The organism is Nocardiopsis sinuspersici (assembly GCF_001998325.1).
GTDB lineage: Bacteria > Actinomycetota > Actinomycetes > Streptosporangiales > Streptosporangiaceae > Nocardiopsis > Nocardiopsis sinuspersici.
The window spans coordinates 4205513-4230176 of sequence record NZ_MCOK01000001.1; the positions used below are offsets into that span (position 1 = coordinate 4205513).

Annotated in this window: 21 protein-coding genes; 7 read left to right on the forward strand and 14 right to left on the reverse strand. The window is 71.6% G+C overall.

What is annotated here, in order from left to right; translation table 11 throughout:
- Positions 1-13: 13 nt before the first annotated feature.
- Entirely contained in the window at positions 14-535 is a 522-nt protein-coding gene (locus tag NOSIN_RS18190; protein ID WP_227014663.1) for a Uma2 family endonuclease, read from the reverse strand.
- A gap of 531 nt (positions 536-1066) precedes the next feature.
- On the opposite strand from NOSIN_RS18190, the gene NOSIN_RS18195 reads away from it, so the two are divergent.
- Together NOSIN_RS18195 and NOSIN_RS18200 are read left to right on the forward strand one after the other, a co-directional pair.
- A complete protein-coding gene (locus NOSIN_RS18195; protein WP_077691902.1) occupies positions 1067-2530 on the forward strand; it encodes a dicarboxylate/amino acid:cation symporter in 1464 nt (487 codons plus the stop codon).
- Positions 2531-2715: 185 nt separating this feature from the next.
- Positions 2716-3954, forward strand: coding sequence for a chemotaxis protein CheA (locus tag NOSIN_RS18200; RefSeq protein WP_077691903.1), 1239 nt, complete (start codon positions 2716-2718; stop codon positions 3952-3954).
- Between the two features lie 137 nt (positions 3955-4091).
- Here NOSIN_RS18200 and NOSIN_RS18205 read toward each other — a convergent pair whose 3' ends face one another.
- From NOSIN_RS18205 to NOSIN_RS18215, 3 genes are all read right to left on the reverse strand, one after another.
- Positions 4092-4736 carry an AAA family ATPase gene (locus NOSIN_RS18205; protein WP_077691904.1) on the reverse strand — a complete coding sequence of 215 codons (645 nt, stop codon included), beginning with the start codon at positions 4734-4736 and terminating at the stop codon, positions 4092-4094.
- Positions 4737-4779: 43 nt separating this feature from the next.
- Positions 4780-5112 carry a TFIIB-type zinc ribbon-containing protein gene (locus NOSIN_RS18210; RefSeq protein ID WP_218908668.1) on the reverse strand — a complete coding sequence of 111 codons (333 nt, stop codon included), beginning with the start codon at positions 5110-5112 and terminating at the stop codon, positions 4780-4782.
- A gap of 151 nt (positions 5113-5263) precedes the next feature.
- Positions 5264-6643: an NAD(P)H-quinone dehydrogenase gene (locus NOSIN_RS18215; protein WP_077691906.1), complete on the reverse strand. Its 1380-nt coding sequence runs from the start codon at positions 6641-6643 to the stop codon at positions 5264-5266.
- 156 nt (positions 6644-6799) lie between these two features.
- Here NOSIN_RS18215 and NOSIN_RS18220 point away from each other — a divergent pair, with 156 nt between their 5' ends.
- The gene (locus NOSIN_RS18220) at positions 6800-7396 is read left to right on the forward strand and encodes a gamma-glutamylcyclotransferase family protein (RefSeq protein WP_269087595.1); all 597 of its coding nucleotides are present in this window, start codon (positions 6800-6802) and stop codon (positions 7394-7396) included.
- 94 nt (positions 7397-7490) lie between these two features.
- The gene (locus NOSIN_RS18225) at positions 7491-8312 is read left to right on the forward strand and encodes a purine-nucleoside phosphorylase (RefSeq protein ID WP_227014686.1); all 822 of its coding nucleotides are present in this window, start codon (positions 7491-7493) and stop codon (positions 8310-8312) included.
- Between the two features lie 486 nt (positions 8313-8798).
- Here NOSIN_RS18225 and NOSIN_RS18230 read toward each other — a convergent pair whose 3' ends face one another.
- The 5 genes from NOSIN_RS18230 to NOSIN_RS18250 all read right to left on the reverse strand — a co-directional run bounded on the left by NOSIN_RS18230 (position 8799) and on the right by NOSIN_RS18250 (position 14390).
- On the reverse strand, positions 8799-9446 hold the full coding sequence (locus tag NOSIN_RS18230; RefSeq protein ID WP_077691908.1) for a PH domain-containing protein: 648 nt from the start codon (positions 9444-9446) through the stop codon (positions 8799-8801).
- Positions 9431-10528, reverse strand: coding sequence for an adenosine deaminase (locus NOSIN_RS18235; RefSeq protein WP_077691909.1), 1098 nt, complete (start codon positions 10526-10528; stop codon positions 9431-9433). The genes NOSIN_RS18230 and NOSIN_RS18235 overlap by 16 nt, the downstream gene beginning before the upstream one ends.
- 142 nt (positions 10529-10670) lie before the next feature.
- Entirely contained in the window at positions 10671-11909 is a 1239-nt protein-coding gene (locus tag NOSIN_RS18240; protein ID WP_077691910.1) for a M20 family metallopeptidase, read from the reverse strand.
- A 24-nt stretch (positions 11910-11933) separates the two neighbouring features.
- Positions 11934-13106 (reverse strand): glutamate--cysteine ligase, encoded by a 1173-nt coding sequence (locus tag NOSIN_RS18245; RefSeq protein WP_077691911.1) that lies wholly within the window; start codon positions 13104-13106, stop codon positions 11934-11936.
- A gap of 180 nt (positions 13107-13286) precedes the next feature.
- Positions 13287-14390, reverse strand: coding sequence for a YihY/virulence factor BrkB family protein (locus NOSIN_RS18250; protein WP_236743479.1), 1104 nt, complete (start codon positions 14388-14390; stop codon positions 13287-13289).
- Between the two features lie 514 nt (positions 14391-14904).
- On the opposite strand from NOSIN_RS18250, the gene NOSIN_RS18255 reads away from it, so the two are divergent.
- Both NOSIN_RS18255 and NOSIN_RS18260 read left to right on the forward strand, forming a co-directional pair.
- A complete protein-coding gene (locus NOSIN_RS18255; protein ID WP_077691913.1) occupies positions 14905-16026 on the forward strand; it encodes a galactokinase family protein in 1122 nt (373 codons plus the stop codon).
- 157 nt (positions 16027-16183) lie between these two features.
- Positions 16184-17443 (forward strand): LCP family protein, encoded by a 1260-nt coding sequence (locus tag NOSIN_RS18260; protein ID WP_077691914.1) that lies wholly within the window; start codon positions 16184-16186, stop codon positions 17441-17443.
- Between the two features lie 529 nt (positions 17444-17972).
- On the opposite strand, the gene NOSIN_RS18265 is transcribed toward NOSIN_RS18260, so the two are convergent.
- Together NOSIN_RS18265 and NOSIN_RS18270 are read right to left on the reverse strand one after the other, a co-directional pair.
- Positions 17973-19190 carry an NADP-dependent isocitrate dehydrogenase gene (locus NOSIN_RS18265; protein WP_077691915.1) on the reverse strand — a complete coding sequence of 406 codons (1218 nt, stop codon included), beginning with the start codon at positions 19188-19190 and terminating at the stop codon, positions 17973-17975.
- Positions 19191-19372: 182 nt separating this feature from the next.
- A complete protein-coding gene (locus NOSIN_RS18270; RefSeq protein ID WP_077691916.1) occupies positions 19373-19822 on the reverse strand; it encodes a DUF3017 domain-containing protein in 450 nt (149 codons plus the stop codon).
- Between the two features lie 521 nt (positions 19823-20343).
- On the opposite strand from NOSIN_RS18270, the gene NOSIN_RS18275 reads away from it, so the two are divergent.
- The gene (locus tag NOSIN_RS18275) at positions 20344-20949 is read left to right on the forward strand and encodes an FHA domain-containing protein (RefSeq protein ID WP_077691917.1); all 606 of its coding nucleotides are present in this window, start codon (positions 20344-20346) and stop codon (positions 20947-20949) included.
- A 266-nt stretch (positions 20950-21215) separates the two neighbouring features.
- Here the strand turns inward: NOSIN_RS18275 and NOSIN_RS18280 are convergent, their stop codons facing one another.
- Genes NOSIN_RS18280 through purN form a run of 3 tightly spaced genes read right to left on the reverse strand, consistent with a single transcriptional unit; the run spans position 21216 to position 24288 of the window.
- Positions 21216-22073 carry a bifunctional methylenetetrahydrofolate dehydrogenase/methenyltetrahydrofolate cyclohydrolase gene (locus NOSIN_RS18280; protein WP_077691918.1) on the reverse strand — a complete coding sequence of 286 codons (858 nt, stop codon included), beginning with the start codon at positions 22071-22073 and terminating at the stop codon, positions 21216-21218.
- 14 nt (positions 22074-22087) lie between these two features.
- Positions 22088-23656, reverse strand: a complete 1569-nt coding sequence (gene purH / locus NOSIN_RS18285) for a bifunctional phosphoribosylaminoimidazolecarboxamide formyltransferase/IMP cyclohydrolase (protein ID WP_077691919.1) — start codon at positions 23654-23656, stop codon at positions 22088-22090.
- Positions 23653-24288 (reverse strand): phosphoribosylglycinamide formyltransferase, encoded by a 636-nt coding sequence (gene purN / locus NOSIN_RS18290; RefSeq protein ID WP_077691920.1) that lies wholly within the window; start codon positions 24286-24288, stop codon positions 23653-23655. The genes purH and purN overlap by 4 nt, the downstream gene beginning before the upstream one ends.
- Positions 24289-24664 lie beyond the last annotated feature (376 nt).

The following is a 24664-nucleotide window of genomic DNA, read 5'->3' on the forward strand; positions in this document are numbered from 1 at the left end:
CACGCATACGCGATCAGCGGTGCAGGACGCCGGTCAGGTCGATGTCCAGGTCACAGGGCGCACTGACCCTGAGCCGCTCCCGGTGGACGCTGACGTTGGTGTACCTCCTGTTGACGGGGTCGAGCTCGTACACGTACACCGCCGCGCCCCTCTGGCCCTCCCGCTCGACCAACCAGAAGTGGGGGATGCCCGCCTCCGCGTAGAGCCGGGGTTTGCGCTCACGGTCGCGGATCTCCGAGTCGGGCGAGACTACCTCCACCACGAGTTCGACCATCTCTGCCGGGAACCAGGTCTGGTCGGGGCTTTCGAGCGCCTCGAAGCGCACGAGCATGATGTCCGGTTCGGGCCGCTGACGCTCCGTCAACCACACCGTCATCCGCTGAGCGGAGAAGAGGCCTTCGTTCCCCCGGCCGTCGAACCGGGGAGGGCTCAACAACGACAGCATGCGGGAGTGGAAGAGGCTCTGCGGCGCGGGGAAGACGAGGGCTCCGTCGATGAGCTCCACGTGCATGGGCAGGCCCGGTATGAGGTCCAAGTCGCCCGACGTGAATCCCCCGGGCGGCGGAACCGGCCATGTCACGTCCTCCGAATACTCCACCCTGCGCCTTCCCCCTGACGGAACCGTGTCGGCACACGACGCACAGTAGTCGTCCTCCTGGTGGTGTGCGTGGGCTTTCCGGAAGGTCTTGGCACCCGCCGCGGGGTGATCCTTGCCGCACCCTCACCCGGGAAGACGCACCGCAACGCCCGTGGAGTGGACGATGTGGCCTCAGGGACAGGAAGTTGTCCACGTTCGCGTATGGAATAGGTAAGGAACGAGCGTTATTGTCCTTGTTTGTGACGAACATCTGGGGACTGACGCGACGGTGGCACATCGACCTGTGCCGCCGCAGCTCTCAGGCGTGTAGCTAGGTTCACGCGCGCCCGTCCGGGCAGCGCGCCGCACACCCTTCCCCGTCACCATCCCCTTGGTGATCACCATCATTCCCCGAGTCGGAACCCGCGTCGCCACCCGCGACTCCGGGTGCGCTTCCGGCTGCCTTCACCATTCTCTGGAGTCCCACCCGTGTCCGCACAGAGCACAGGCACTTCCAGCAAGCGCAGAACGCTTCGCTTCCCGTTCGCGGCCCAGGTCCTCACCGGCCTGGTCCTGGGCATCGCCTTGGGCGTCGCCGCCCTCCAGATCGGCCCGGTCGGTGACGACCAGCCGAACTGGCTCGCCGTCACCCTCGACACCATCGGCTCGACCTTCGTCACCCTGCTGCGGACGATCGTGCCGCCGCTGATCGTCCTCGCCGTCATCTCCTCCATCGCCAACCTGCGCAACGTCACCAACGCCGCGCGGCTGGCCTGGAAGACCCTGCTGTGGTTCGGCGCCACCGCCCTGATCGCCGTGGCCATCGGCATCACGCTCGGCCTGGTCCTGCGGCCCGGCGTCAACAGCTCCGTGGACGCCACCACCGCCGGGGAGCCCTCGGGCACCGGCTCCTGGCTGGCGTTCATCGAGAGCATCGTCCCCGCCAACTTCCTGGGCCTGGGCGCGGACGTCTCCGCCGCCGACGACGGGAGCCTCAGCGCCGGGCTGAGCTTCAACGTGCTGCAACTGATCGTCATCGCCATCGTCCTGGGCATCGCCGCGGTGAAGGTCGGCAAGGCCGCCGAGCCGTTCATCGCCTTCACCGACTCCGCGCTGCAGGTCGTGCTCAAGGCCCTGTGGTGGGTCATCCGCCTGGCCCCGATCGGCACCGTGGGCCTGCTGGGCAACGCCGTGTACAGCTACGGCTGGACCACCATCGGCGCCCTCGGCAAGTTCGCGCTGACCATCTACGTCGGCCTGGCCCTGGTGCTGTTCGTCGTCTACCCGGTGCTCGTGCGCCTCAACGGCCTGTCCCCGGTGAAGTACTTCAGCGGCGTGTGGCCCGCGGTCCAGCTGGCCTTCGTGTCCCGCTCCTCGATGGGCACCATGCCCGTCACCCAGCGGGTCACCGAGCAGAACCTGGGCGTCCCGCGCTACTACTCCGCGTTCGCCGTGCCGTTCGGCGCCACCACCAAGATGGACGGCTGCGCCGCCATCTACCCGGCGATCTCGGCGATCTTCATCGCCCAGTTCTTCCCGGGGGTCAGCCTCGGCCTCACCGACTACCTGCTGATCGTGTTCGTGTCGGTGATCGGCTCGGCCGCGACCGCCGGAACCACCGGCGCGACCGTCATGCTGACCCTGACCCTGTCCACCCTGGGCCTGCCCCTGGAGGGCGTGGGCCTGCTGCTGGCCGTCGACCCGATCCTGGACATGGGACGTACGGCGGTCAACGTCGCCGGCCAGGCGCTGGTCCCCACCATCGTCGCCAAGCGCGAGGGCATCATGGACCTGGCCCGCTACAACGCGCCGCGCGACGCCTCCGGCTTCGTGCCGCTGGACGAGGCCCACGCCGACGCCGGGACCGAGGCGGCCGAGGAGGACCCGGACGTGCGGGCCGAGGAGGACGCGGACACGCGGAAGGTTCCCGCCGGAGCCTCCGGCCAGGCCTGAGGCCCGCGCCCCACGTCCCCGTCCCCCGGCTCCACCGCGGCCCGCCGGAACCCCTCCGGCGGGCCGCGCCGCTTTCCGCCCTCGTGAGAACGCGCACACCGGGAACCGCGAGGGGGTGTCCGTTCGTCCTTGGGGTGAGGGAGGCGAGAGGAACGATTATGTTGCGCCGCTTGGTAACACCCACAGTGCTGACCGCCGGACTCGCGACTGCGTTGGTGGGCGCCGTCGCGGCGCCCGCCGCGGCCGACACGCAGCCCCAGCCACCGGAGTCCCAGGCCATCGTCGAGGAGCTCGAGGGCGACGGCGTCTTCATCGACCCGAGCATCGACGTGATCCCCGAGGCCGAGGAGAACGCCCTGGAGTCGTCCGCCGCCGAGGCGGACACACCCGTCTACTACGTACTCCTGCCCTCCGACAGCGTCGCCTCCCAGACCGGGATGGACGCCCTGATGAACCCGGTCATGGAGGAGGTCGGCGACGGGCTCTACGGGGTCGTCGTCGGCGACCAGGTCTTCCAGGTCATGTCCCCGAACGTGGAGGACACCGAGGCCATCCGCGACGCGGCCCTCCAGCAGGGCGGCGACAACCAGGTCGACACCCTGGTCGCCGTCCCCGAGGCCGCGACCGAGGTCCAGGAGGCCGAGGAGGCCGGAGCCGTCTCCGCCATCGTGCTGCTGGGCCTGCTGCTGGTGATCGTCGCCGCGGGCGCCTGGTTCGTCCACAGCAGCCGCAAGAAGCGCGAGGCGGAGAAGGCCAGGCAGCTTGAGGAGATCAGGCAGATGGCCACCGAGGACGTCGTCCGGCTCGGCGAGGACGTCGCCCGCCTGGAGATCGACGTGTCCAAGGTCGACGAGGCCACCCGCGAGGACTACACCCAGGCCATGGACGCCTACGACCAGGCCAAGTCCCTGCTGGACACCATCAGGGAGCCCGAGCAGGTCCGGCTGGTCACCAGCGCCCTGGAGGACGGCCGCTACTACATGACCGCGACCCGGGCCCGCATGAACGGCGACCCGGTGCCCGAGCGGCGCGGCCCCTGCTTCTTCAACCCGCAGCACGGCCCGTCCGTGGAGGACGTCACCTGGGCCCCGCCCGGCGGCGCGCCCCGCGAGGTCACCGCCTGCGCGGCCTGCGCCCAGGCGGTACGCACCGGCGGGCAGCCCGACGTCCGCCTGGTGGAGGTGGGCGGCGAACGGCGCCCGTACTACGACGCCGGTCCGGCCTACTCGCCCTACGCCAGCGGCTACTTCGGCATGAACATGATGGCGGGCATGTTCACCGGCATGATGATGGGCTCCATGATGGGGTCGATGATGGGCATGGGAATGGGCGCCGGGGACGTCGGTGCCGGGGGTGACGTCGGCGGAGGCGGCGACTTCGGAGGCGACTTCGGCGGCGGGGACTTCGGCGGCTTCGACTTCTGACCCCGCCACGCACGACGAGGGGCCCCGGGCAGCAGCTCGGGGCCCCTCGTCGTGGACACGGCCGCCACGGACACGGCTGAGCCCGCGGACACGGCGCCGGGGTGCGCCCGCGCCTCCGCACGGGCCCGTCCGCCGCCTCAGGAGGCGACGGCCGCCCCCGCGTGCAGGTCCTCGATCCACCGGCACACGGACCCGGCCGTGTCCGCGGGCTCGGCGCGGGTGGTGTCGACCAGGGTGACCGGGGGGCGCATGCGCTCGGCCTCGGTCCGCACCCAGTCGGCGTACTCCAGGTTCTCCCGGATCCGTTCCTCGTCCCACTCACGCCAGGCGGGACGTGCCCGCAGGCGTGCGGCCAGCGCCTCGGGCTCGCAGGTCAGTGCGAGGTAGTGGACATCGCTGAACAGGGCGCGCTCGGGCAGGGGCTCGAACTCCGGCGGCACCACGGTCCCGCACAGCACGACCGGGCGCCCGTTCTGCTGGACCATGGCGGCGGTGCGCAGCCAGGTGGAGCGGAACAGGCGGTGGTGGTCGGACGGGTCGCGGAGCCCGCCGACCCACAGCAGGTCCTGTTCGAGGACGACGAAGCGGTCCCGGAGCTCGTCCAGCAGCATTCCGGCGATGGTGGACTTGCCGGTACCGCTGGGGCCCGACACGCAGTACAGGGGCAGGCGCAGGAACGGCCGGGTGCGCCGGCAGGAGGCACAGCGCAGCACGGAGACCCCCGCAGCGGTGTCGGGGGTCTCGTCCAGCTCCCCGCAGTGGTTGCAGATCAGCGGGTGCACGGATTTCCTTGGTCGGTTCGTGGAGGGCGCTCGACCGTTCGGGTCAGTCGAAGAGCCCCTCCAGGAAGCTCTTCTTGCGGCGGCCGCGGTAGGGGCCGGGCGAGTCCCGGTAGCCGCTGTATCCGCGCGGCGAGTCCCGGTAGCCGCCCGGGGAGTCCGGGTATCCGCCGCGGGGGTAGGCGGCGGGCTGGTGCGGGGCCTGGGGGTGGGGATGGGGGTGCGACCGGACCTGCGGGTCCGGGGGCGGGGGCGGCGCGACGCCGTAGTGCCGCTGCTCGGCGGCCACGACGCGCTCCAGCTCACCGCGGTCCAGGAAGATGCCCTGACAGCCGTCACACCGGTCGATGTGGACGCCCTGTCGGTCGAATGTACGCATGGTGCTTTGACACTTGGGACAGATCACATGAAGACAGTACTCGGTCGGGGTCAAAGCCGGGTAAAGCCGCAGGTCGCCCCGGGCCGCCGCGGGCCGCCGCGGCGACCGTGGCGGACGCGCGGCGAACCCGTGGCGGAGGGAGGGGACGCCCCTACTCGGGGGAGGCCAGCATCAGGGAGCGGGCGGCCTCGGTGACGCTGCCCGACAGCGACGGGTAGACCGAGAAGGTGTGCGCGATGTCGTCCACGGTCAGGCGCTGCTGGACGGCGATGGACACGCCCAGGATGAGCTCGCTGGCGCGCGGACCGACGATGACGCCGCCCAGCACGATGCCGGTGTGCTGGCGGCAGATCAGCTTGACGAAGCCGTCCTTGAGCTCGTCCATCTTGGCGCGCGGGTTGGTGTTCAGCGGCAGGGTGACCGACCGGCCGTCGATCCGGCCGCTGCGCACGTCGTCCTCACTGGCGCCCACGGAGGCCAGCTCGGGGTGGGTGAACACGGTGGAGGCCACGGTGGACAGCTTGAGCGGGGCCACCGCCTCGCCGAGCGCGTGCCACATGGCGATGCGGCCCTGCATGGCGGCCACGGAGGCGAGCATGTTGACCCCGGTGCAGTCACCGGCGGCGTACACGCCCGAGACGGTGGTGCGCGAGACACGGTCGACCTCGACGAAACCGCCGCGGCCCAGCCGGACGCCGGCCTCCTCCAGCCCCAGGCCCTCGGTGTTGGGGATCATGCCGACCGTCATCAGGCAGTGGGTGCCCTCCACGGTGCGGCCGTCGGAGAGGGTGACGAGCACGCCGTTCTCGGTGCGCACCACCGACTCGGCGCGGGTCTGGCTGAGGACGGTCATGCCGCGGCGCATGAAGACCTGCTCCAGCACCTCGGCGGCGTCGGCGTCCTGGGTGGGCATGACGCGCTCGCGGGAGGAGACGAGGGTGACCTCGGAGCCGAGGGACTGGTAGGCGCTGGCGAACTCGGCGCCGGTGACGCCGGAGCCGACCACGATCAGCTTCTCCGGCAGTTCCTCCATGTCGTAGAGGTGGCGCCAGGTGAGGATGCGCTCGCCGTCGGGCTTGGCGGTGGGCAGCTCACGGGGGTGGGCACCCGTGGCGATGAGGATGACGTCGGCGCGCAGGCGCTGGTCGCCGACGGCGACGATGTGCGGGTCGACCAGGCGGGCCTCTCCGCTGACCACCTGCACCCCCTCCTTGACCAGGCGGGCGCGGGTGTCCTCGGACTGCGCCTGGGCCAGGCGCTTGATCCGGGAGTTCATCAGGTCGGTGTCCACCTCGACCGCGGCCTTGTCGTCGGTGTCGTTGATGCGGACGCCGAGGCTGGGTGACTCGCGTACGTACGTGCTGCGGGTGGAGGTGGCGATCAGGCTCTTGGAGGGGACGCAGTCGGTGAGGACGCAGGCGCCGCCGATGCCGTCGCGCTCCACCACCGTCACGTCCGCGCCGAGCTGCGCTGCGACCAGTGCCGCCTCGTAGCCTCCGGGACCGCCACCGATGATCACGACCTTCGTCACGCTGCCTCAACTCCCTCTGCGGGTGGTCCGCCACGCGCGTCGCCGGTCCGGCGATATGCGGGCATGGCGTGGCACCACCTGGTTTTCTCGCTTCCTCCCATTGTCGGCCATGCCGACCGGGGGAAATAGCAGGCACCCCGGGCCGCGCGGTCTACGATGTTGCCCGTGTCCATCTACGCCGCGTACGGAACGAATCTCGACCCCGGTCAGATGGCCCGGCGGGCTCCGCGTTCGCCCCTGTTGACCACGGGCTGGCTGGAGGGGTGGCGCCTGACCTTCGGGGAGGGCCTTCCGGTGCCCGGGGGTGCGCTGACCACCCTGGCCGAGGACTCCGGCCAACGGGTCTTCGTGGCGCTGTACGACCTCATGGAGTGGGACGTACCCCTCCTGGACTCCTGGGAGGGGGTCCGGGAGGAGCCGCGCAGGGACCGCCGGTCGAGGGCGGTGGCGGGCGATGAGGAAGGACCGCGCCGCAGGGCGGTGGCGGGCGACGGGGAAGAGGAGCCGCGCCGCAGGCGTCCGTTGAGGGCGGTGGCGGGCGACGGGCGGGCGTACAGGAGGATGACCGTGCGCGCCCGGACGGCCGACAGGGGCGTGGTCACGGCGTGGGCCTACGTGCTGGACGGCTACGAGGGCGGGATGCCCTCGGCCATACAGCTCGGCCAGCTGGCGGCGGCCGCGGAGAAGGCCGGGGCGCCCGACTGGTACGTGTCGGACCTGCTCGCCCGGGAATGCCTGCCCTCCGACCTCTGAATCCGGGAGTTCGCACGCGAGTTCCGCGAAGCGGGACACACGCACCCGTGCTTCCGGAGCATTCCGGCCCCCCAGCTGTAGCATCCGTCGTGTGATGGAACGAGAACAGCGGCCGAGAACGACCGACGACGCGAAGGAGCTGGCGTCCAGCGCCGCGCAGGAGCTGCTGTCCCGTGCCGGGGCCGACAGCTTCGACGCGCTGGTGGTGCTCGGCTCCGGCTGGGCGGGTGCGGTGGACACGCTGGGCTCGTACGACATCGAGTTCGACGCGACCGAGCTGCCCGGTTTCCACGCGCCCGCCGCCAGGGGGCACTCCCCCAAGGTCCGCAGCATGTGGGTGGGGGACAAGCGGGTGGCCGTGTTCATGGGGCGCGTCCACCTCTACGAGGGCTACGGCCCCATGGAGGTCACCCACGCGGTGCGCACGGGCGTGGCCGCGGGCGCGACGACCGCCGTGCTGACGGGGTCGGCCGGGTCGCTGCGCACCGACTTCGCCCCGGGGCAGCCCGTGGTGATCCGCGACCACATCAACCTGACCGCCCGGTCGCCGCTGACCGGGTCCTTGTTCGTGGACCTGACGGAGGCCTACAGCTCCAGGCTGCGGCAGGTCGTCCACGAGGTGGACGTGTCACTGGCCGAGGGCGTGTACGTGTCCACGGTCGGTCCGCAGATGCAGACCCCCTCGGAGCTGAAGATGCTGCGCCAGGCGGGCGCGGACCTGGTGGGGCGGTCGATCGCCCTGGAGACCATCGCGGCCGCGGAGATGGACGCCGAGGTGCTGGGGCTGGCGATCATCAGCAACGACGCCGTGGGCGCGGTCTTCGCGCCCTTCGAGGCCGAGCGCGCCCTGGAGGTCGTCACCCAGCGGGCGCGCAGACTGGGCGAGCTGCTCAACAGGGTGCTCGAACAGGCCTGAACCCGTGTCCGGGGCTCGCCGGGCGCGGGCCTCCCGCGTGTCCCGCGCCTCGAAGGCGGGGTCGCCCGAGCCGTGTGTCCGGTGTTGGGGCGCCTCCGGCCGGGCCACCCGGTACCGGCGTGGCGAGCGTACACCCCGAGGCCATGGGGTGGACGGCACCGACGGCGGTCCGGCCGGAGGCAGTGCTTGCCCCGGTGTCCCACGTCGCGCGGGATCCCCGCAGATCCCGTTGGACTCGCGACCCGGACACCTTCCTGCTTCTTCCGTTATTCAGTTGGACCGCGCGCGTCGCCCTCGGGAGAGGATCCGGGTGGAGGGCCATCCGCGCGAAGTCCGCCGCACCCGGAACCTTTCCCTTAGGCATGCCTTACCTAAGCAGAAGTCCGGGGGCGCGTCAACCCCCGTCCCCGGAAACAGCGGACCCGGCCGCACCAGGGGTGGGCCGGGTCGGATCCGGGATGGGGGCGCTCAGGCCGGCGGAAACGCTCAGGCCAGCAGGAACACCGCCACCAGGAGCACCGCGGTCGCGGCGATGACCACGATCACCTCCAGGGGCACCATGGTCTGCGGCTCGTCCTCCGCCCCCAGCGCGGCGGGCCCCGCCTCGTCCACGTCCCTGATCGGCCCGCTGAGCGGACGCGTCTTGTACCGCTCGGCGTCCTGGCGCAGTTGCCGGGCGGCCAGGTTCACCGGCCGCATCCCGGCCGGGTCCTCGTCGCCGGCGTCCGGGTCGAGGTAGCCCGAGTCGCGCCGCATGTTGTCGCGGACCCTCTGGCGCTTGGTCTCGCGCAGCGGCCAGGAGCGCACGACGCGGTTCGGGGTGTGCACCCGCAGGACGTCGGTGACGTCCACCCAGAGCACCGCGGCCCACGGCACGAACGTCTCGCGCAGCGGGTTGACCACCCTCAGCCCGCGCTCGGTGGAGACCACACGCGGGCGCAGCCACACGAGGTAGGTGGCGGAGACCGTCGTGGCCAGCAGCGCGCCGGCGATCCAGGCCTGACGGCCCTCGCCGCGCAGGACCACGTCCAGCAGGAGCAGGACCGCGATGACGATCCACACGATCGCCGCCACCCGCGTGGTGGTGGAGTAGTGGGTCGTGGGATTGGGCCCCTCCATCAGGCCGTCGCCCACTTCAACTGCGCGAAGCCGGGCTTGATGATCCCGTTGATCAGCGCCAGGCGCTCGTCGAAGGGCAGGAAGGCCGACTTCATGGCGTTGACCGTGAACCACTGAAGGTCGTCCCAGCCGTACCCGAAGGCCTCGGAGAGCCGGGCGAACTCCTCGGACATGCTGGTGCCGCTCTGTAGGCGGTTGTCGGTGTTGACGGTGATCCGGAAGCGCAGGTCGTGCAGGAGCCCGATGGGGTGCCCGGCGATCGACTCGGCGGCACCGGTCTGCACGTTGGAGCTGGGGCACATCTCCAGCGGCACCCGCTTGTCGCGCACGTACTGGGCCAGGCGGCCCAGCCGGGGCGTGCCGTCCTCCCGCACGGTGATGTCGTCGATGATGCGCACGCCGTGGCCCAGGCGGTCGCACCCGCACCACTGGAGGGCCTCCCAGATGGACGGGAGTCCGAACGCCTCGCCCGCGTGGATGGTGAAGTGGAAGTTCTCGCGGCGCAGGTACTCGAACGCGTCCAGGTGGCGGGTGGGCGGGTTGCCCGCCTCGGCGCCCGCGATGTCGAACCCGGACACGCCCTCGTCGCGGTAGCGGACCGCCAGTTCGGCGATCTCCGACGAGCGCGCGGCGTGCCGCATGGCGGTGACCAGTTGCCCGGTGCGGATGCTGTGTCCCTGGTCGGCCGCACGCTTGCCACCCAGCTCCAGGCCCTCCTGGACGGCCTCGACGACCTCCTCCAGGGTGAGTCCGGCCTCCAGGTGCTGCTCGGGGGCGTAGCGCTGTTCGGCGTAGACCACGCCGTCGGCGGCCAGGTCCTCGGCGGCCTCGGCGGCGACCCGCACGAGGGCGTCACGGGTCTGCATGACCGCGGTGGTGTGGGCGAACGTCTCCAGGTAGCGCTCCAGCGAACCGGAGTCGGAGGCCTCGCGGAACCACCGGCCCAACTCCTCCGGGTCGTAGGTGGGAAGGCCGGTGTACCCGGTCTCCCTGGCCAGTTCCACGACGGTGGCAGGGCGCAGCCCGCCGTCGAGGTGGTCGTGTAGGAGCACCTTCGGCGCCCGCCGGATCTGCTCGGCTGTGAGTGGCTGGTTCATGGATTCAGGATGCCACCAGCCCGGGAGGAGCTCCGCCGCGCCGGGGCGAAGTTGCCGAAAATCCGGTAGGTGCCGGTCGGGGCGCGCACGGCCGGCGGCGTGGGCCTCCCCCGCCTCGGGGGGGGTGGGTGCCCCGGCCGTTTCAGGCCAGGGCCTCCTCGCCGTCCCTGCGGCCGTCGCGGCGGATGTCCTCCCACAGCGCCGTCAGGGCGGTGGTGGCCATGAAGCGGGTGCCCGTACCGATGGCGCGCTCGTCCACGTCGAAGGTGCCCCGGTGCAGGTCCAGCATGGGACCGCTCCACTCGGGGGAGTGCGTGCCCAGGCGGGCCAGCGCTCCGGGGACGTGCTCCAGGTACCAGGCGAAGTCCTCGCCGCCCAGGCTCTGCGGGGTGGAGGCCGCGGCGTCCGCGCCCAGGGCCAGGGTGACCGCCTCGCGCATGATGTCGACGCTGGACGACTCGTTGATGGTGGGCGGAACGCCCCGGCGGTAGGTCACCTCGGCCTCGGCCCCGTAGGCGGAGGCCACCGACTCCACCAGGCCCTTGACGATGTCGGGGGCCGCGTGCCAGGCCTCGTCGTCCAGGCAGCGCACGGTGCCCTCGGCGACGGCGTCGTCGGGGATGACGTTGGGCGCCGACCCCGCGCTGATGCGCCCCCACACCAGGCTGAACCCGGCCCGGGGGTCGATCCGCCGGGACAGCGCGGCGGGCAGTTCGGTGACGACCTTGCCCAGGGCGTAGACGAGGTCGGAGGTCAGGTGCGGACGGGCCGTGTGTCCCCCCGGGCCCGACAGGCGCACCATGAGCTGGTCGCAGGCGGCGGTGATGCCGCCCGTGCGCAGCCCGACCCGGCCGACCATCAGACGGGGGTCGCAGTGCAGGGCGAAGATGCGGTCCACCCCCTCCAGGGCTCCCGCGTTGACCACCTCCACGGCGCCGCCCGGCAGCTCCTCGGCGGGCTGGAAGACGAGCCGGACCCGGCCGGGCAGGGCGCCCGCCCGGTCCAGTTGGGCGAGGAAGATCCCCGTCGCCAGCAGGACCGTGGTGTGCACGTCGTGCCCGCAGGCGTGGGCGACCCCGGGCACGGTGGAGCGGTAGGGGACGTCCTTCTCGTCGGTCAGGGGCAGGGCGTCGATGTCGGCGCGCAGGGCGACCACGGGGCCGGTGCCGGAACCGATGTCGCAGACCAGGCCGGTGCCCTGCGGCAGCTCCTGCGGTTTGAGGCCGACGTCGCGTAGGCGCTCGGCTATCCGTCCGGTGGTGCGGTGCTCGGCGAAGGCGAGTTCGGGGTGCATGTGGAGGTCCCGGCGGAAGCCGCTCAGATCCCGCCCGTGGCGCGCCAGGAAAGCGGTCAACTGCTCCGGCAGGTCATGTCCCTGCATGCGAGGGTCCCCTCTTCTCCACGTCTACCGTGCACCGGCTCCGTCGCCGGCGCCGACCTGTGCGCGGGTGGGACCGCCGTGGAGCTCGGCGGCGAGCATGTCCACGACGTCGTCGAGGGAACCGCCCTCGGCGATGACCGCGCGCTGACGTTCGTAGGAGGCGCCCTTGTCCAGGATCTCGGAGATCAGGTCAAGGTCCTCGGCACAACCCAGGCGGGCCGCGACCGGCCCCAGCTCGCGGACCAGCTCGTACAGGTCGTCACGCAGCGGAACGGTGGTTCCGTGCGAGTCCGTGATGACACGAGCGTCGAGTCCGTAGCGGGTGGCACGCCACTTGTTGTCCTTCACCACCCAGGACGGCGGGCTGGGCAAGCCGTACCCGCGGTCGAGTTGGTGATCGAACAACTCCACCAGGCTCTGAGAGAGCGCGGCGGCCATTCCCACCTCGCGCAGGGTGGGAATCCCGTCGAACATCCGGATCTCGATGGTGCCGAAATCAGGATGCGGCCGGATGTCCCACCACACTTCCTTGATAGAGGCGATGGTACCCGCCCTGAGAAGCGTTTCGAGGTATTCCTCGAAAGCCGCCCAGTGCGGCAGGTGCGGCGGCGGCCCGGCGGTGGGCAGGGTGCCGAAGATGACCGACCGCGCGGAGGCCAGCCCGGTGTCCTGTCCGCCCCAGAAGGGACTGGACGCGCTCAGGGCGAGAAAGTGCGGAAGGTACCTCGTCAACGCGTTGACCATCGGAATGGCCTTGTCCCTGTCGCGTATCCCCACGTGGACGTGGACGCCGCAGGTCAGGATGCGCCGGACCACCCACTGCATCTGCTCGACCAGCTCGCCGTAGCGCTTGCCGGGGCTGAACTCCTGGTCCCGCCAGCCGTCCATGGGGTGGGTCCCGGAACAGGTCAGCGTGGTCCCCCACGGGGACAGGACGTCCCTCATCCGGTCGATGCTGCCGCCCAGGTCGCTCCTGGCCTCCCCGACGGTCTCGCAGATCCCGGTCACGACCTCCACCTGGGACTGCATGAGTTCGTGGCGCAGCGGGGGCGCCGACCCCTCCGAGCTGAGTTCGGGCAGTTCGGAGAGGAGTTTTTGCGCCTCCTGCCTCAGGTGCCGACTGCGCTGGTCGACGAGCTGGAGTTCCCACTCCACGCCGATCGTCGCACGCTCGGACGAGTTGAACGCGATTCCCATCTGCCCTCCGAGGGGTGTTTGCCGACCGCTGTGGCCAACGCACCGTCGCGCCCCGGAGAACCGGCCAACCGGGACAGGGAAGGACTACCCGCCACGCACCACGCACATACGGGGCAATCGCCACGCATAAGGCGAATTCCCTGGAAATAATTTCTGTTTACGCGCCGCCGGCCGTACCGGTCATCCGCGGTCGCCGGTACGGCGGCGCAGCACCCACGCCACGGCACCGGCCGCGCCCGCCGCTCCCAGCAGGGACAACGACCCGGCGAGTACGCGCCCGGCCAACGGGCGCCCGGCCCGCTCCCGCCCCGCGGCGCGCGGGGCCGCCGCAGGCCGGGTCCAGTCCATGCCGTTCTCCTCCGGCAGCGGGATCGAGCCGGTGTAGGGCGGCGGCACCGGCAGCCACGTGGCCGACCACGCCGCGCTGAACACGACCAGGCGCATCACCAGGTTGATCCACACCAGCAGACCGACCAGGACGGCGAAGGAGGCGTAGACGGGGTTGGCGAGCGTCCCCGACAGCAGTACCGCCGCCACGGCCTTGAGGATCTCGAAGCCGACCGCGCCCAGCAGGGCGCCGCGCCACATCAGCCGCCTGGGCCGGTCGCTGCCCGACAGCAGCGAGAACGCCAGCATGAAGATCCCCATGTTGACGCCGACGCCGATCGCCAGGGCCAGGGCGCGCAGGGACAGGTCGGCCAGGAGGGAGCCGTCCAGGCCCACCAGCGACAGCAGCCACTGCGTGGCGGCCTGCGCGACGCTGGTGAGGGCGACGGTGACGACCAGGGCCGTGCCCAGGCCCAGCATGACCAGCAGGTCCACCGCCTTGCGCAGGAGGATGTTGGGACCCTCGCGAAGGCTCTTCATCCAGATGGAGTGCAGGGCCTCGCGCAAAGACGCCACCGCGTTCAGGCCCGCGTAGAACAGGCCGAGCACGCCGAGGACGCTCGCGCCCACGCGCGCCTGGGAGATCTCCTCGACGGGCAGTTGGTCGGCCAGCCCGGGCAGCACGTCGGCCAGTGCCCGCTGGAGGTAGTCGCCGACCTCGACCTGCACGGCCGCGAGGTAGCCGACCGCGGCGAAGGCCAGGGCCAGCAGCGGGAAGAAGGACAGGAAGGTGAAGTAGGTGACCGCGCCGGCGAGCTGGGTGCCGTTGCGGTCGGCGTAGCGCTCGTAGGCGCGCACCAGGTGGTCGACGAAGGGACTGCGCCGCCGCAGTTCCCAGTACACGTCCATGGCCGTGTTCTGGTAGCGCCGGGCCGTGTCCCTGGCCCGGTCCGACACGGTGGCCAAGGCATCTCCCCCCGTCCTGCCTGTCATGTGCTCCGCCCGGCGGGACGCCGGTGTGGCCGCGGGACCTCGTCGGTGGACCGCAACCCTAGGGCATGTACGGCGGATACTCACCCTGCTGCGCGACGCCCCGGCGGCACCCTCGCCGCGTTCTCATCGGTCGACAGCCGAACCAGGAGGGCCTCGCCGTGCGACACCGCCGAGCTCGCGAAGCAGCACAGTAGGGGCACTCCTTCCCCGGCCTTGCGAGGCCACCACCGGATACGCCCGCCCGTCTCCCTCCCACCGCCCTCAACGGTCGCACTTCGCGCGCAGCGCCCTCCAAGCGACGGGCGGCACCCACCACACACGCCCTAGTGGTGCCGCGATCCGACTACGAAACCTCCACGCCGGGCGCGTCCGGGGATCCACCCGGACCGGGGCAAAGCCCTACACGGGGGGTGATCCCGGGCACGCCCCGGGCTTGGGCACACTTGGGGAGGCAGAGTCAGCCGGGAAGGGGGCGTCGGTGGGTGGCGCGGGGGTGCGGCTACGTGCCGTGTTGGGTGTGCGTTCGGCGGGTCCGCGGGGTACGTGGCCCGAGCGGGAACCGGACGCCGACGCACTGCTCCGGGCCTTCCGGACGCGGTTCGGCGCACCGCCCGCGGGGGTGTGGCACGCGCCCGGGCGGCTGGCGCTCATGGGCGAGCACACCGCGGTCGGTGGAGGCGCCGGACTGTACGTCGCCCTGCCGTGGGGCGTGACGGCGGCCGTCGGCCCCGCACCGGACCCCGGCGTGCACGTGGCGGCGCCCGACGGCCCGCTGCGCCCCCGGGAGGGGGCCGCGCGGGCCGTCGCGAGGGCCGTGGCCGAGGCGCGCCGGACGGGCACCCTGGGGGCCGACACGGGGATCCGCGTCGCCCTGGACGCGAACCTGCCCGAACACGCCTCCCTCGGCTACACGGCCGCCGTGGAGGCCGCGGTGGCGCTGGCCCTCACCGACCTGGACGGCGGACCCCCGCCGGAGGGCGCCACCGCGGACCAGCGCGTGTCCCTGGCGGCCAGGCCCGGATGCGCGGTCCGCGTGAACCTGAGGAGCATGCGCACCACCGTGCTGCCGTTCGACCTCGCCGCGGAGGGGCTGCGGCTGGTGGTGGTGGACACCGGCGCCCTGCCCCGGCGCGACCTGCGCACGGTCCGCTCGGCCGAGCTGGAGCGCGCCCAGGAGGTCCTGGGACCGCTGCGCTCGGTCCAGGACCTGCCCGGGTCGCTGCGGAGGCTGCCGGACCCCGTGCTGCGCCGCAGGGTGGAGTACGCGGTCACCGAGGTGCACCGGCTCAACGCGGCGGTCGGGCTGCTGCGCGCCGGGCGGGCCGGGGAGACCGGGCCCATCCTGTCCGCGTCCCACCTGTCCCTGCGCCGGTTCGGGCTGCCCACACGTGAGGCGGAGCTGGCCGCGGAGACCGCCTCGCGGGCCGGGGCCCGCGGTGTGCGGGTGTCCGGCTGGGCGGGGACGGTGCTGGCGCTGGCCGCCGAGGAGCGGGTGGACGGCATCGGTGAGGCCCTCGCCACGGAGTTCGGCGCCATGGGCTGGGTACCGCCGCGGGTACGCGCCGCCGTGCCCTCCGCGGGCGCCCACCGGCTGCGCTGAGCCGCCCGCCTCCGCCGGCCGTCCCCTCCGACCATCCCTCCGGCCGCCTCAGGGGTCCAGACCGGGACATACCTTGAACCTCGCTACCCTTTTCGCGATCACACCGGGTGGAAGCAGCGATGAGGCGATCCACGACGTTGAACAGATGGGCGATGCGATGGCTGACCGACGGAACCGGGGGAAGACCGGCCGCACCGGTGAACACGACAGACAGGGCGTGTTCCGGCGCGGCGGCGCCCCGGGCAGACCCGACGAGTTCGAGAAGCTCTACCGCTCGCGTGAGTCGGAGCAGCGGACGGTCGGTGAGACACGTCGGCTTCCCAGTGCGGGGGACGTGCCCCCGTCCCGGCCGCGCGGGCCCCAGCGGCGCACCCACGGCGCCGGGCGCGAGTACGACGGGCGCGGTATCCGGCGCAGGAGGCAGGAGCGCCGCCGCAGGCGGGCCACCACGACCGTGGTGACCGTGCTGGTGCTGCTCCTGGTGCTCCCCCTCGGGTTCTACCTGTACGCGGACTCGCGCCTACAGCGGGTGGACGCCCTGCTGGACTACGAGGGGCGCCCGGACGGGCAGCCCGGCACGACCTACATGGTCGTCGGCTCCGACAGCCGCCAGGGCCTGAGCGAGGAGGAGATGCGGGAGATGGCCACCGGCGACGCCGAGGGCCGACGGACCGACACCATCATGGTGCTCTACGTCCCCGACGAGGGCGACCCCACCATCGTCAGCGTCCCCCGCGACTCCTACGTGCCCCTCGCCGTCCCCGGCTTCGGTGAGAACAAGATCAACGCCTCCTTCGCCGGTGCCGTGTGCGGCACGAACGAGGCGGGCGAGGAGGTCTGCGGCGGTCCCGCCCCCCTCGTGGAGACCTTCGAGCGCGCGTCGGGCGTGCACATCGACCACTACGTGGAGATCGGCATGGGCGGCTTCGTCGACATCGTGAACGCGGTCGGCGGCGTCGAGATGTGCCCCGAGGAGCCCATGGTCGACCCCAAGGCGGGCCTGGACATCGAGGCGGGCTGCCAGATGATGGAGGGCAGCACCGCGCTGGGCTACGTGCGCACCCGCGCCACTCCCCGCGCCGACCTGGACCGCATCGCCCGCCAGCGCGAGTTCTTCTCCGCGCTGGTCCAGAAGGCCAGCGCGCCCTCCACGCTGTTCAACCCCTTCCAGTCCGTCCCGCTGGTGCTCGCGGGCACCGACACGTTCATGGTGGACGAGGACGACAACCTGCGGCACCTGGCCGGCATGCTCCTGGCGATGCGCGGCGGCACCCGGACCACCGCGATCCCCGTGGGCAGCACCCCGACCCTTGAGGGCGCCGGCTCGGTGGTGCTCTGGGACGAGGCCCGCTCCGAGGAGATGTTCACCGCCATGCGCGCCGGGGAGCCGATCCCCGAGAGCGCCTTCCAGGAGTAGGGGGAGGAGGCGGCCCGGCCGGACAAAGGCGAAGGGCCCGTCGCCGAAGCGACGGGCCCTTCTTCGTGACGTTCCGTACTGTGCGCGCCTACCCCCCAGCGGGCGCACGGCCGGCACGTCGGTCCTTGTGGCAGAGGGGCCGAAAACCCGCTCTGGCCTGCCGGTTCTCACCGGCACGTCTCCACAATAGGTCAAAGTTCTCTTAAGGTGCGAATCCAGTCCACGTGGTCTATGTCGCACCTTCGCACCGCACCGGTCATCCGGCCCTGCCATCCTCCCACCACCGAACCACCTATGTACGCCGAACACGGTGAACACCCAGGAAAACTTCGCGTGTCGTGACCCCCCAGAACCCCACGAACAAGGCGTTCCAGGCTTATCGCGCCTCCGTCGGGCCCGGAGACGACGACGTCCGGGCACCTCCGCGAGGAGGCACCCGGACGTGGCTCACGTCTCACCGGACCGTCGGCCCAGGGTGACCAGGGCCACCCGGATCAGGTCACGGCACTCACTCGGGCCGGGCCCTCGTTCAGGCCAGGCGCTTGGCGAGGTTCTCGTCCAGGGCGGCGAGGAACTGCTCGGTGGTCAGCCACTCCTGGTCGCCGCCGATCAGCAGCGCGAGGTCCTTGGTCATCTGACCGCCCTCGACGGTCTTGACGACGACGTCCTCCAGGGTGTTGGCGAACTCGACGACCTTCGGGGTGTTGTCCAGCTTGCCCCGGTGCTCCAGACCGCGGGTCCACGCGTAGATGGAGGCGATCGGGTTGGTCGAGGTGGGCTTGCCCTGCTGGTGCTGGCGGTAGTGGCGGGTCACCGTGCCGTGGGCGGCCTCGGCCTCGACCGTGCTGCCGTCGGCGGTGCGCAGGACGGAGGTCATCAGGCCCAGGGAGCCGTAGCCCTGCGCGACCGTGTCGGACTGCACGTCACCGTCGTAGTTCTTGCAGGCCCAGACGTAGCCGCCCTCCCACTTGAGCGCCGCGGCGACCATGTCGTCGATGAGGCGGTGCTCGTAGGTCAGGCCGGCGGCGTCGAAGCGCTCCTTGAACTCGTTGTCGAAGATCTCCTGGAACACGTCCTTGAACATGCCGTCGTAGGACTTGAGGATCGTGTTCTTGGTGGACATGTAGACCGGGTAGTTGCGGTCCAGGCCGTAGTTCAGGCTCGCACGCGCGAAGTCCTCGATGGACTTGCGGAAGTTGTACATGCCCATCGCGACGCCTCCCTCCTCGGGGAAGTTCGCGACCTCGAACTCGACCGGCTCGCTGCCGTCGGCCGGGGTGTAGGTCATGGTGACCGTGCCCGGGCCGGGCACCTTGAAGTCGGTGGCCTTGTACTGGTCACCGTGGGCGTGACGGCCGATGATGACCGGCTTGGTCCACCCGGGGACCAGACGGGGCACGTTCTCGCAGATGATGGGCTCGCGGAAGACGACACCGCCGAGGATGTTGCGGATGGTGCCGTTGGGCGAGCGCCACATCTTCTTGAGGCCGAACTCCTCGACCCGGGCCTCGTCGGGGGTGATGGTGGCGCACTTGACGCCGACGCCGTACTCCTTGATGGCGTTGGCGGCGTCGACGGTGATCTGGTCGTCGGTGCGGTCGCGCTCCTCGATGCCCAGGTCGTAGTACTTCAGGTCGATGTCGAGGTAGGGGAGGATCAGGCGGTCCTTGATGAAGGACCAGATGATCCGGGTCATCTCGTCACCGTCGAGTTCGACTACGGGGTTCTCGACCTTGATCTTGGCCATGGCTGTGTGGCTGTCCCTTCAGTCTTCGCTGCCGCCTCGTGCGATGGAGACCGGCGGCCGGTTCGTGGCCGGAGCCGGTCCGCACGCGCGGCAGTCACCTGGTCCTTCCCGGGGTCCGTGCTCCCCGGGGAGGCGGTGGCTTGTCAGTGTCGCGATATCTCGACGTCAAGCTTATTCGACGCCTAGGCGGAGAGTTGCGGCGCCACCCATGCCAGCACGATCAACAGGACCGCGAGGGTGACCAGGGTGAGCAGATCGATCCAGCGGCGGCGCACGGCGAGCATGCCGATCCAGTCATCGGGCAGGAAGGCCCGAAAGACCGCCGCCAGCAGCAGCGCGCCCGCGATGATCGCCGGACCGCGCTTGAAGTGGGCCGCGGCGACGACCACGATCCCCGCCGCGAGCGCCGACATGACGAGGAGGTACGGCACCTGGGAGAGCCAGTACGGCACCTTCGGCCGCACCGGGTGCTCTCCGGTGTCCGTGTCCTCCACGGCCTCGCCCGGCTCCTTGTCCTCCTCGTCGCGGCCCCCGCCGGACCCGTGCCCGTCGCGGGCCGCCTCCTCGGGCTCCCTCTCCTCCGGCACGCCCTCGTCCGCGTCCGCCAAATCAGCCTGCTCCGCCTTGTCCACCGCGTCCCGACCCGTTCGGTTACGAATTGTTTGGCCGCCTCGCGGCTCGTTCACGGTCCCTCCCGGAAATGGCACAGACCGGCCACCCGCCGAAGGCGGGCTGTCCGAAACCGAACACCGCTCCGGAGGCTCATGTCCTGAGGGCTTCGGTGGCGCCGTACGGGAGGCATGCGTTTCCCGCCCGGGAGAGACCCGCCCATTGTAGTGATCCGTGTCGCCGAAGCCTCAGGGCTCACGGAAACGGCCCTGCCCTCAGCCGTTCCCTCTGGTGACCGTTTCCCGCTTCCGATTCGGTCACAGACCCGTATTCCCGGGCCTTGTCCCCCTAACTCCGGAGTAAGCGCGTAGAACGCGTACCACCCGGGTAACCAAGCTGGAGATGAGTGCACCGGTGAGCGAGGACCACCCCCATGAAGCCCACTCAACGCGTAGACCGAACCGTCACCCCCCGACAGCCGTCCCTCCACCACCGTCGCCCGCACCCCCACCGGCAGCGCCACCCCAGCCCGGGAGGAACCACCGTGGACGGGCCCTACCTCCGGATCGAAGAGACCGGGGACATCCGCCAGCTCGCCGGTGAGGTCACCACGATCGGCCGCGGAGAGGGCGCCGACATCCGGCTCGGCGATCCGAGCGTCTCCCAACTGCACGCCGAACTGGTCCGCCGCGGCCCCTACGTCTACGTGGTCGACCTGGGGCTGTCCCGCAACGGGACCCGGGTGAACGGCCGCCCCATCGCCCGCCGGGTCCTGGAGGAGGACGACGTGGTGACCTTCGGCACCGCGCGCTGCCGGGTCGGCGGGCTCCCCCGGGAACAGATCAGCCCCGACATCGAGCTGCGCCGCGGCGCCGCGCCCGAGCTCACCCGCAGGGAGCTGGACGTGCTCACCGCGCTGTGCAGGCCCGCGCTGTCGGAGGAGGCCTTCGTCGCCCCCGCCACCGCACGCGACATCGCGGAGGCCCTGGTGGTCACGGAGGCTGCGGTCAAGCAGCACCTGCTGCGGCTGTACCAGAAGTTCCGCATCCCCGAGGGGCAGAACCGCAGGACCAGGCTGGCCAACGAGGTCGTGGCCCTGGGCCTGGTCCGGCCGATGCCGCTGGACGGCTCGGCCCGCAAGGCCAGCTAGCGGGCGGGCCGGGCGGGCCCGGGCGGAGCGCAAGGCCGGCTAGCGGGCGAGGCGCGGGGCGAGCGGCCCCGCCGCCCAAGGGGGCGAACACGCCCCGCCGGGACTCCCGTGCCGGCCGCCATGCCCCAGCGTGCCGACCCCGGTACCGTCCGCCGCCCCGGGGTGTTGCCGCTGTGAACCAGGGGGTTCTCCTCGCGATGATCTTGCCTCCAGTGGCACTGTCGGCGGTCGAGAGTGCCACCAGGAGCAAGATCATCCGGTGGGGGCTAGCGGGCGGCGGCCTGGCGCTCGGCGGCCTCCACCACGTTCACCAGCAGCATCGCCCGGGTCATCGGGCCCACGCCGCCGGGGTTGGGGGACAGGTGACCGGCCACCTCGGCCACGTCGGGCACGACGTCGCCGACCAGTCCGGACTCGGTGCGGGAGACACCGACGTCCAGGACGGCCGCGCCCGGCTTGACCATGTCCTTGGTGACCAGCCCGGGCACACCGGCGCCGGCGACGATGATGTCGGCGCGGCGCGTGTGCTCGGCGAGGTCGCGGGTGCCCGTGTGGCACAGGGTGACGGTGGCGTTCTCCGACCGGCGGGTCAGCAGCAGGCCGAGGGGGCGGCCCACGGTCACACCGCGCCCGACCACGACCACCTCGGCGCCCTTGAGCGGCACGTCGTAGCGGGTGAGCAGCTCCACGATGCCGCGCGGGGTGCACGGCAGCGGCGCCTCCTGCATCAGCACCAGCCTGCCCAGGTTGGAGGGCTGGAGGCCGTCGGCGTCCTTGCCGGGGTCGATCAGGCCCAGCACCCGGTTCTCGTCCAGGGCCTTGGGCAGCGGCAGCTGCACGATGTAGCCGGTGCAGGCCGGGTCCTCGTTCAGCTCGCGGACGGCCAGCTCCACGTCCTCCTGTGTGGCGTCGGCCGGCAGGTCGCGGCGGATGCTCGCGATGCCCACCTGCGCGCAGTCGCGGTGCTTTCCGCGCACGTAGGTGTGGCTGCCCGGGTCGTCGCCGACCAGCACCGTGCCCAGCCCGGGGGTGATCCCCTGGTCGTGCAGTTTCGCCACCCGCTCGGTGAGCTCCTCGCGGATGGACTTCGCGACGGCCTTGCCGTCCAGAACGGTCGCGCTCATTCTCTGCTCCTCGCTCAGTGGAAGAAGTGGCGGGTGCCGGTGAGGTACATGGTCACCCCGGCGGCCTTGGCCGCGGCGATGACCTCCTCGTCGCGGACCGAGCCGCCGGGCTGGACGACGGCGCGCACCCCCGCGTCGGTGAGGATCTGTAGACCGTCCGGGAAGGGGAAGAAGGCGTCGCTGGCCGCCACGGAGCCGGTGACCCTCTCCCCCGCGCGCGTGACCGCCAGGCGCGCGGAGTCGACCCGGTTGACCTGGCCCATGCCCACGCCCACGGTGGCGCCGCCGGAGGCCAGCAGGATGGCGTTGGACTTGACCGCGCGCACGGCCCTCCAGGCGAAGGCCAGGTCGGCCAGGGTGGCCTCGTCTGCGGCCTCGCCGGTGGCCAGGGTCCAGGCGGAGGGGTCGTCGCCGGGGGCGTCGATGGCGTCGCGCGACTGCACCAGCAGGCCGCCGCTGATCTGGTGGTCCTCCATGCACGTGTCGGAACCGGGGCCCTCGGCCACGAGCAGGCGGATGTTCTTCTTGCGGCTGAGGACCTCCACGGCCGCGGGCTCGAAGGCGGGGGCGACGACGACCTCGGTGAAGATCTCCGCGATCTGCCCGGCCAGCTCCTCGCCGACGGGGCGGTTGGTGGCGATCACCCCGCCGAAGGCCGACACCGGGTCGCAGGCGTGCGCCCTGCGGTGGGCCTCGGCGTTGTCGGCGCCGACCGCGATCCCGCACGGGTTGGCGTGCTTGACGATGGCCACGCACGGCTCGTCGAAGTCGTGGGCGGCGCGCAGGGCGGCGTCGGCGTCCACGTAGTTGTTGTAGGACATGGCCTTGCCGTGCAACTGCTCGGCTCCGGCCAGACCGGTCTCCGGGGCGTCCGCCAGGGTGTACAGCGCCGCCTTCTGGTGCGGGTTCTCGCCGTAGCGCAGCACGTCCTTGCGGCTGTAGGCGACACCGATGAAGCCGGGCCAGCCCGACTCGGCGGCCTCCTCGTCGGGGGCGTAGAGGGCCGAGAACCAGCCGGCGACGGCCGCGTCGTAGGCGGCGGTGTGCCGGAAGGCGAGCCCGGCCAGGCGCTTGCGCTGCTCCAGGGTGAACCCGCCTTCGCGGACGGCCTCCAGGACGGCGTCGTAGCCGCCCGGGTCGACCACGACCGCGACGCTGCCGTGGTTCTTGGCCGAGGCGCGCACCATGGCGGGGCCGCCGATGTCGATCTTCTCGATGCAGTCGGCCTCGGAGGCGCCCGAGGCGACGGTGTCCCGGAAGGGGTAGAGGTTGACCACGACCAGGTCGAAGGGGGCGATGCCCAGCTCCTTGATCCTGGCGACGTGCTCGGGGTTGCCCTGGTCGGCGAGGAGCCCGGCGTGCACGGAGGGGTGCAGGGTCTTGACCCGGCCCTCCATGATCTCGGGGAAGCCGGTGACGTCCTCCACGGGGGTGACGGGGATGTCGGCGGCGCGCAGCCGCGCGGCCGTGGAGCCGGTGGAGACGATCTCCACCCCGGCCTCGGCCAGGCCGATGCCCAGCTCCTCCAGGCCGGTCTTGTCGTAGACGCTGATCAACGCACGCCTGATGGCCTGCTGGGTCACCGGTTCTCCTTCGTGTCGGTCGCGTCGGCGACGCTCTGCTCGGTGCGGCCGAACCGCACCTGCCTGCCGTCGATGGTCCAGCCCTCGCGGGCGAGCCTGCCGACCGTGTCGACCAGCATCCTCCGCTCCACGCCCTTGATGCGCTCGTGGAGGCTGGACTCGTCATCGTCGTCCTCGACGGGGACCGCCACCTGGTCGATGATCGGCCCGGAGTCGACGCCCTCGTCGAGGAAGTGGATGGTGGTGCCGGTGATGCGGACACCGTGGGCGAGCGCGTCACGGACGGCGTGCGCGCCGGGGAAGGAGGGCAGCAGTGCCGGGTGGATGTTGACCGCGGGGTGACTGCCGATGACGGCGGGGCCGAGGATGCGCATGAAACCCGCTGAGACCACCAGGTCGGGGCGGTGCTCGCTGATGCGCTCGGCCATGGCCGCGTTCCACAGGGAGCGGTCGGTGTAGTCCCGGAAGGGGACGACGAACGTGGGCACCCCGGCCTCCTCGGCCAGTTCGATGCCGCGGGTCCCCTTGCGGTCGGAGCCGACGGCGACGACGCCCGCCCCGTATCCGGGGTCCCTGGACGCCTCCAGAAGGGCGGCCATGTTGCTGCCCGTGCCCGATATGAGGACCACCACTCGCGCGGACAATGCTTCTCCCATTGTGTAGAGAACGGTGCGGGAGACCTCTCCCGCGTCCGGGGGCGCCGGGGGACGGCGCAGCATCCGGATCTCGCCTACGCCCGGTCCGGGCCCCGGGTTCGTACCGGGCCGTGCCGAAAGGCGTCGCTTGGGCGAGTGACGGACGGGGTGCTCGGCCCGTCCGCGTTCCCACCCTATCGGGCCAGGTAACGTCTACCCACGGGGAGTGGTGGTTTGTCCCGCCTGTGACGGGGGTCTCGGCGGCCTCCGCCGGCGGGCGCCCCGGTGGTCCTCCACCGGCCCCGGGACGATGGACACCGGGTACCCTCCGCGCAGGCGGAAGCGGACCACGGCGCCCCGCCGGGGCGCCCCG

Coding starts and splice junctions, on each gene's coding strand:
- NOSIN_RS18280 (WP_077691918.1), bottom strand. CDS start 22,073: ATGAGCGCGACCGTTCTGGACGGCAAGGCCGTCGCGAAGTCCATCCGC.
- NOSIN_RS18240 (WP_077691910.1), bottom strand. CDS start 11,909: ATGCAGGGACATGACCTGCCGGAGCAGTTGACCGCTTTCCTGGCGCGC.
- NOSIN_RS18210 (WP_218908668.1), bottom strand. CDS start 5,112: ATGCGTACATTCGACCGACAGGGCGTCCACATCGACCGGTGTGACGGC.
- NOSIN_RS18260 (WP_077691914.1), top strand. CDS start 16,184: ATGGCTGACCGACGGAACCGGGGGAAGACCGGCCGCACCGGTGAACAC.
- NOSIN_RS18220 (WP_269087595.1), top strand. CDS start 6,800: ATGTTGCCCGTGTCCATCTACGCCGCGTACGGAACGAATCTCGACCCC.
- NOSIN_RS18225 (WP_227014686.1), top strand. CDS start 7,491: ATGGAACGAGAACAGCGGCCGAGAACGACCGACGACGCGAAGGAGCTG.
- NOSIN_RS18245 (WP_077691911.1), bottom strand. CDS start 13,106: ATGGGAATCGCGTTCAACTCGTCCGAGCGTGCGACGATCGGCGTGGAG.
- NOSIN_RS18265 (WP_077691915.1), bottom strand. CDS start 19,190: ATGGCCAAGATCAAGGTCGAGAACCCCGTAGTCGAACTCGACGGTGAC.
- NOSIN_RS18235 (WP_077691909.1), bottom strand. CDS start 10,528: ATGAACCAGCCACTCACAGCCGAGCAGATCCGGCGGGCGCCGAAGGTG.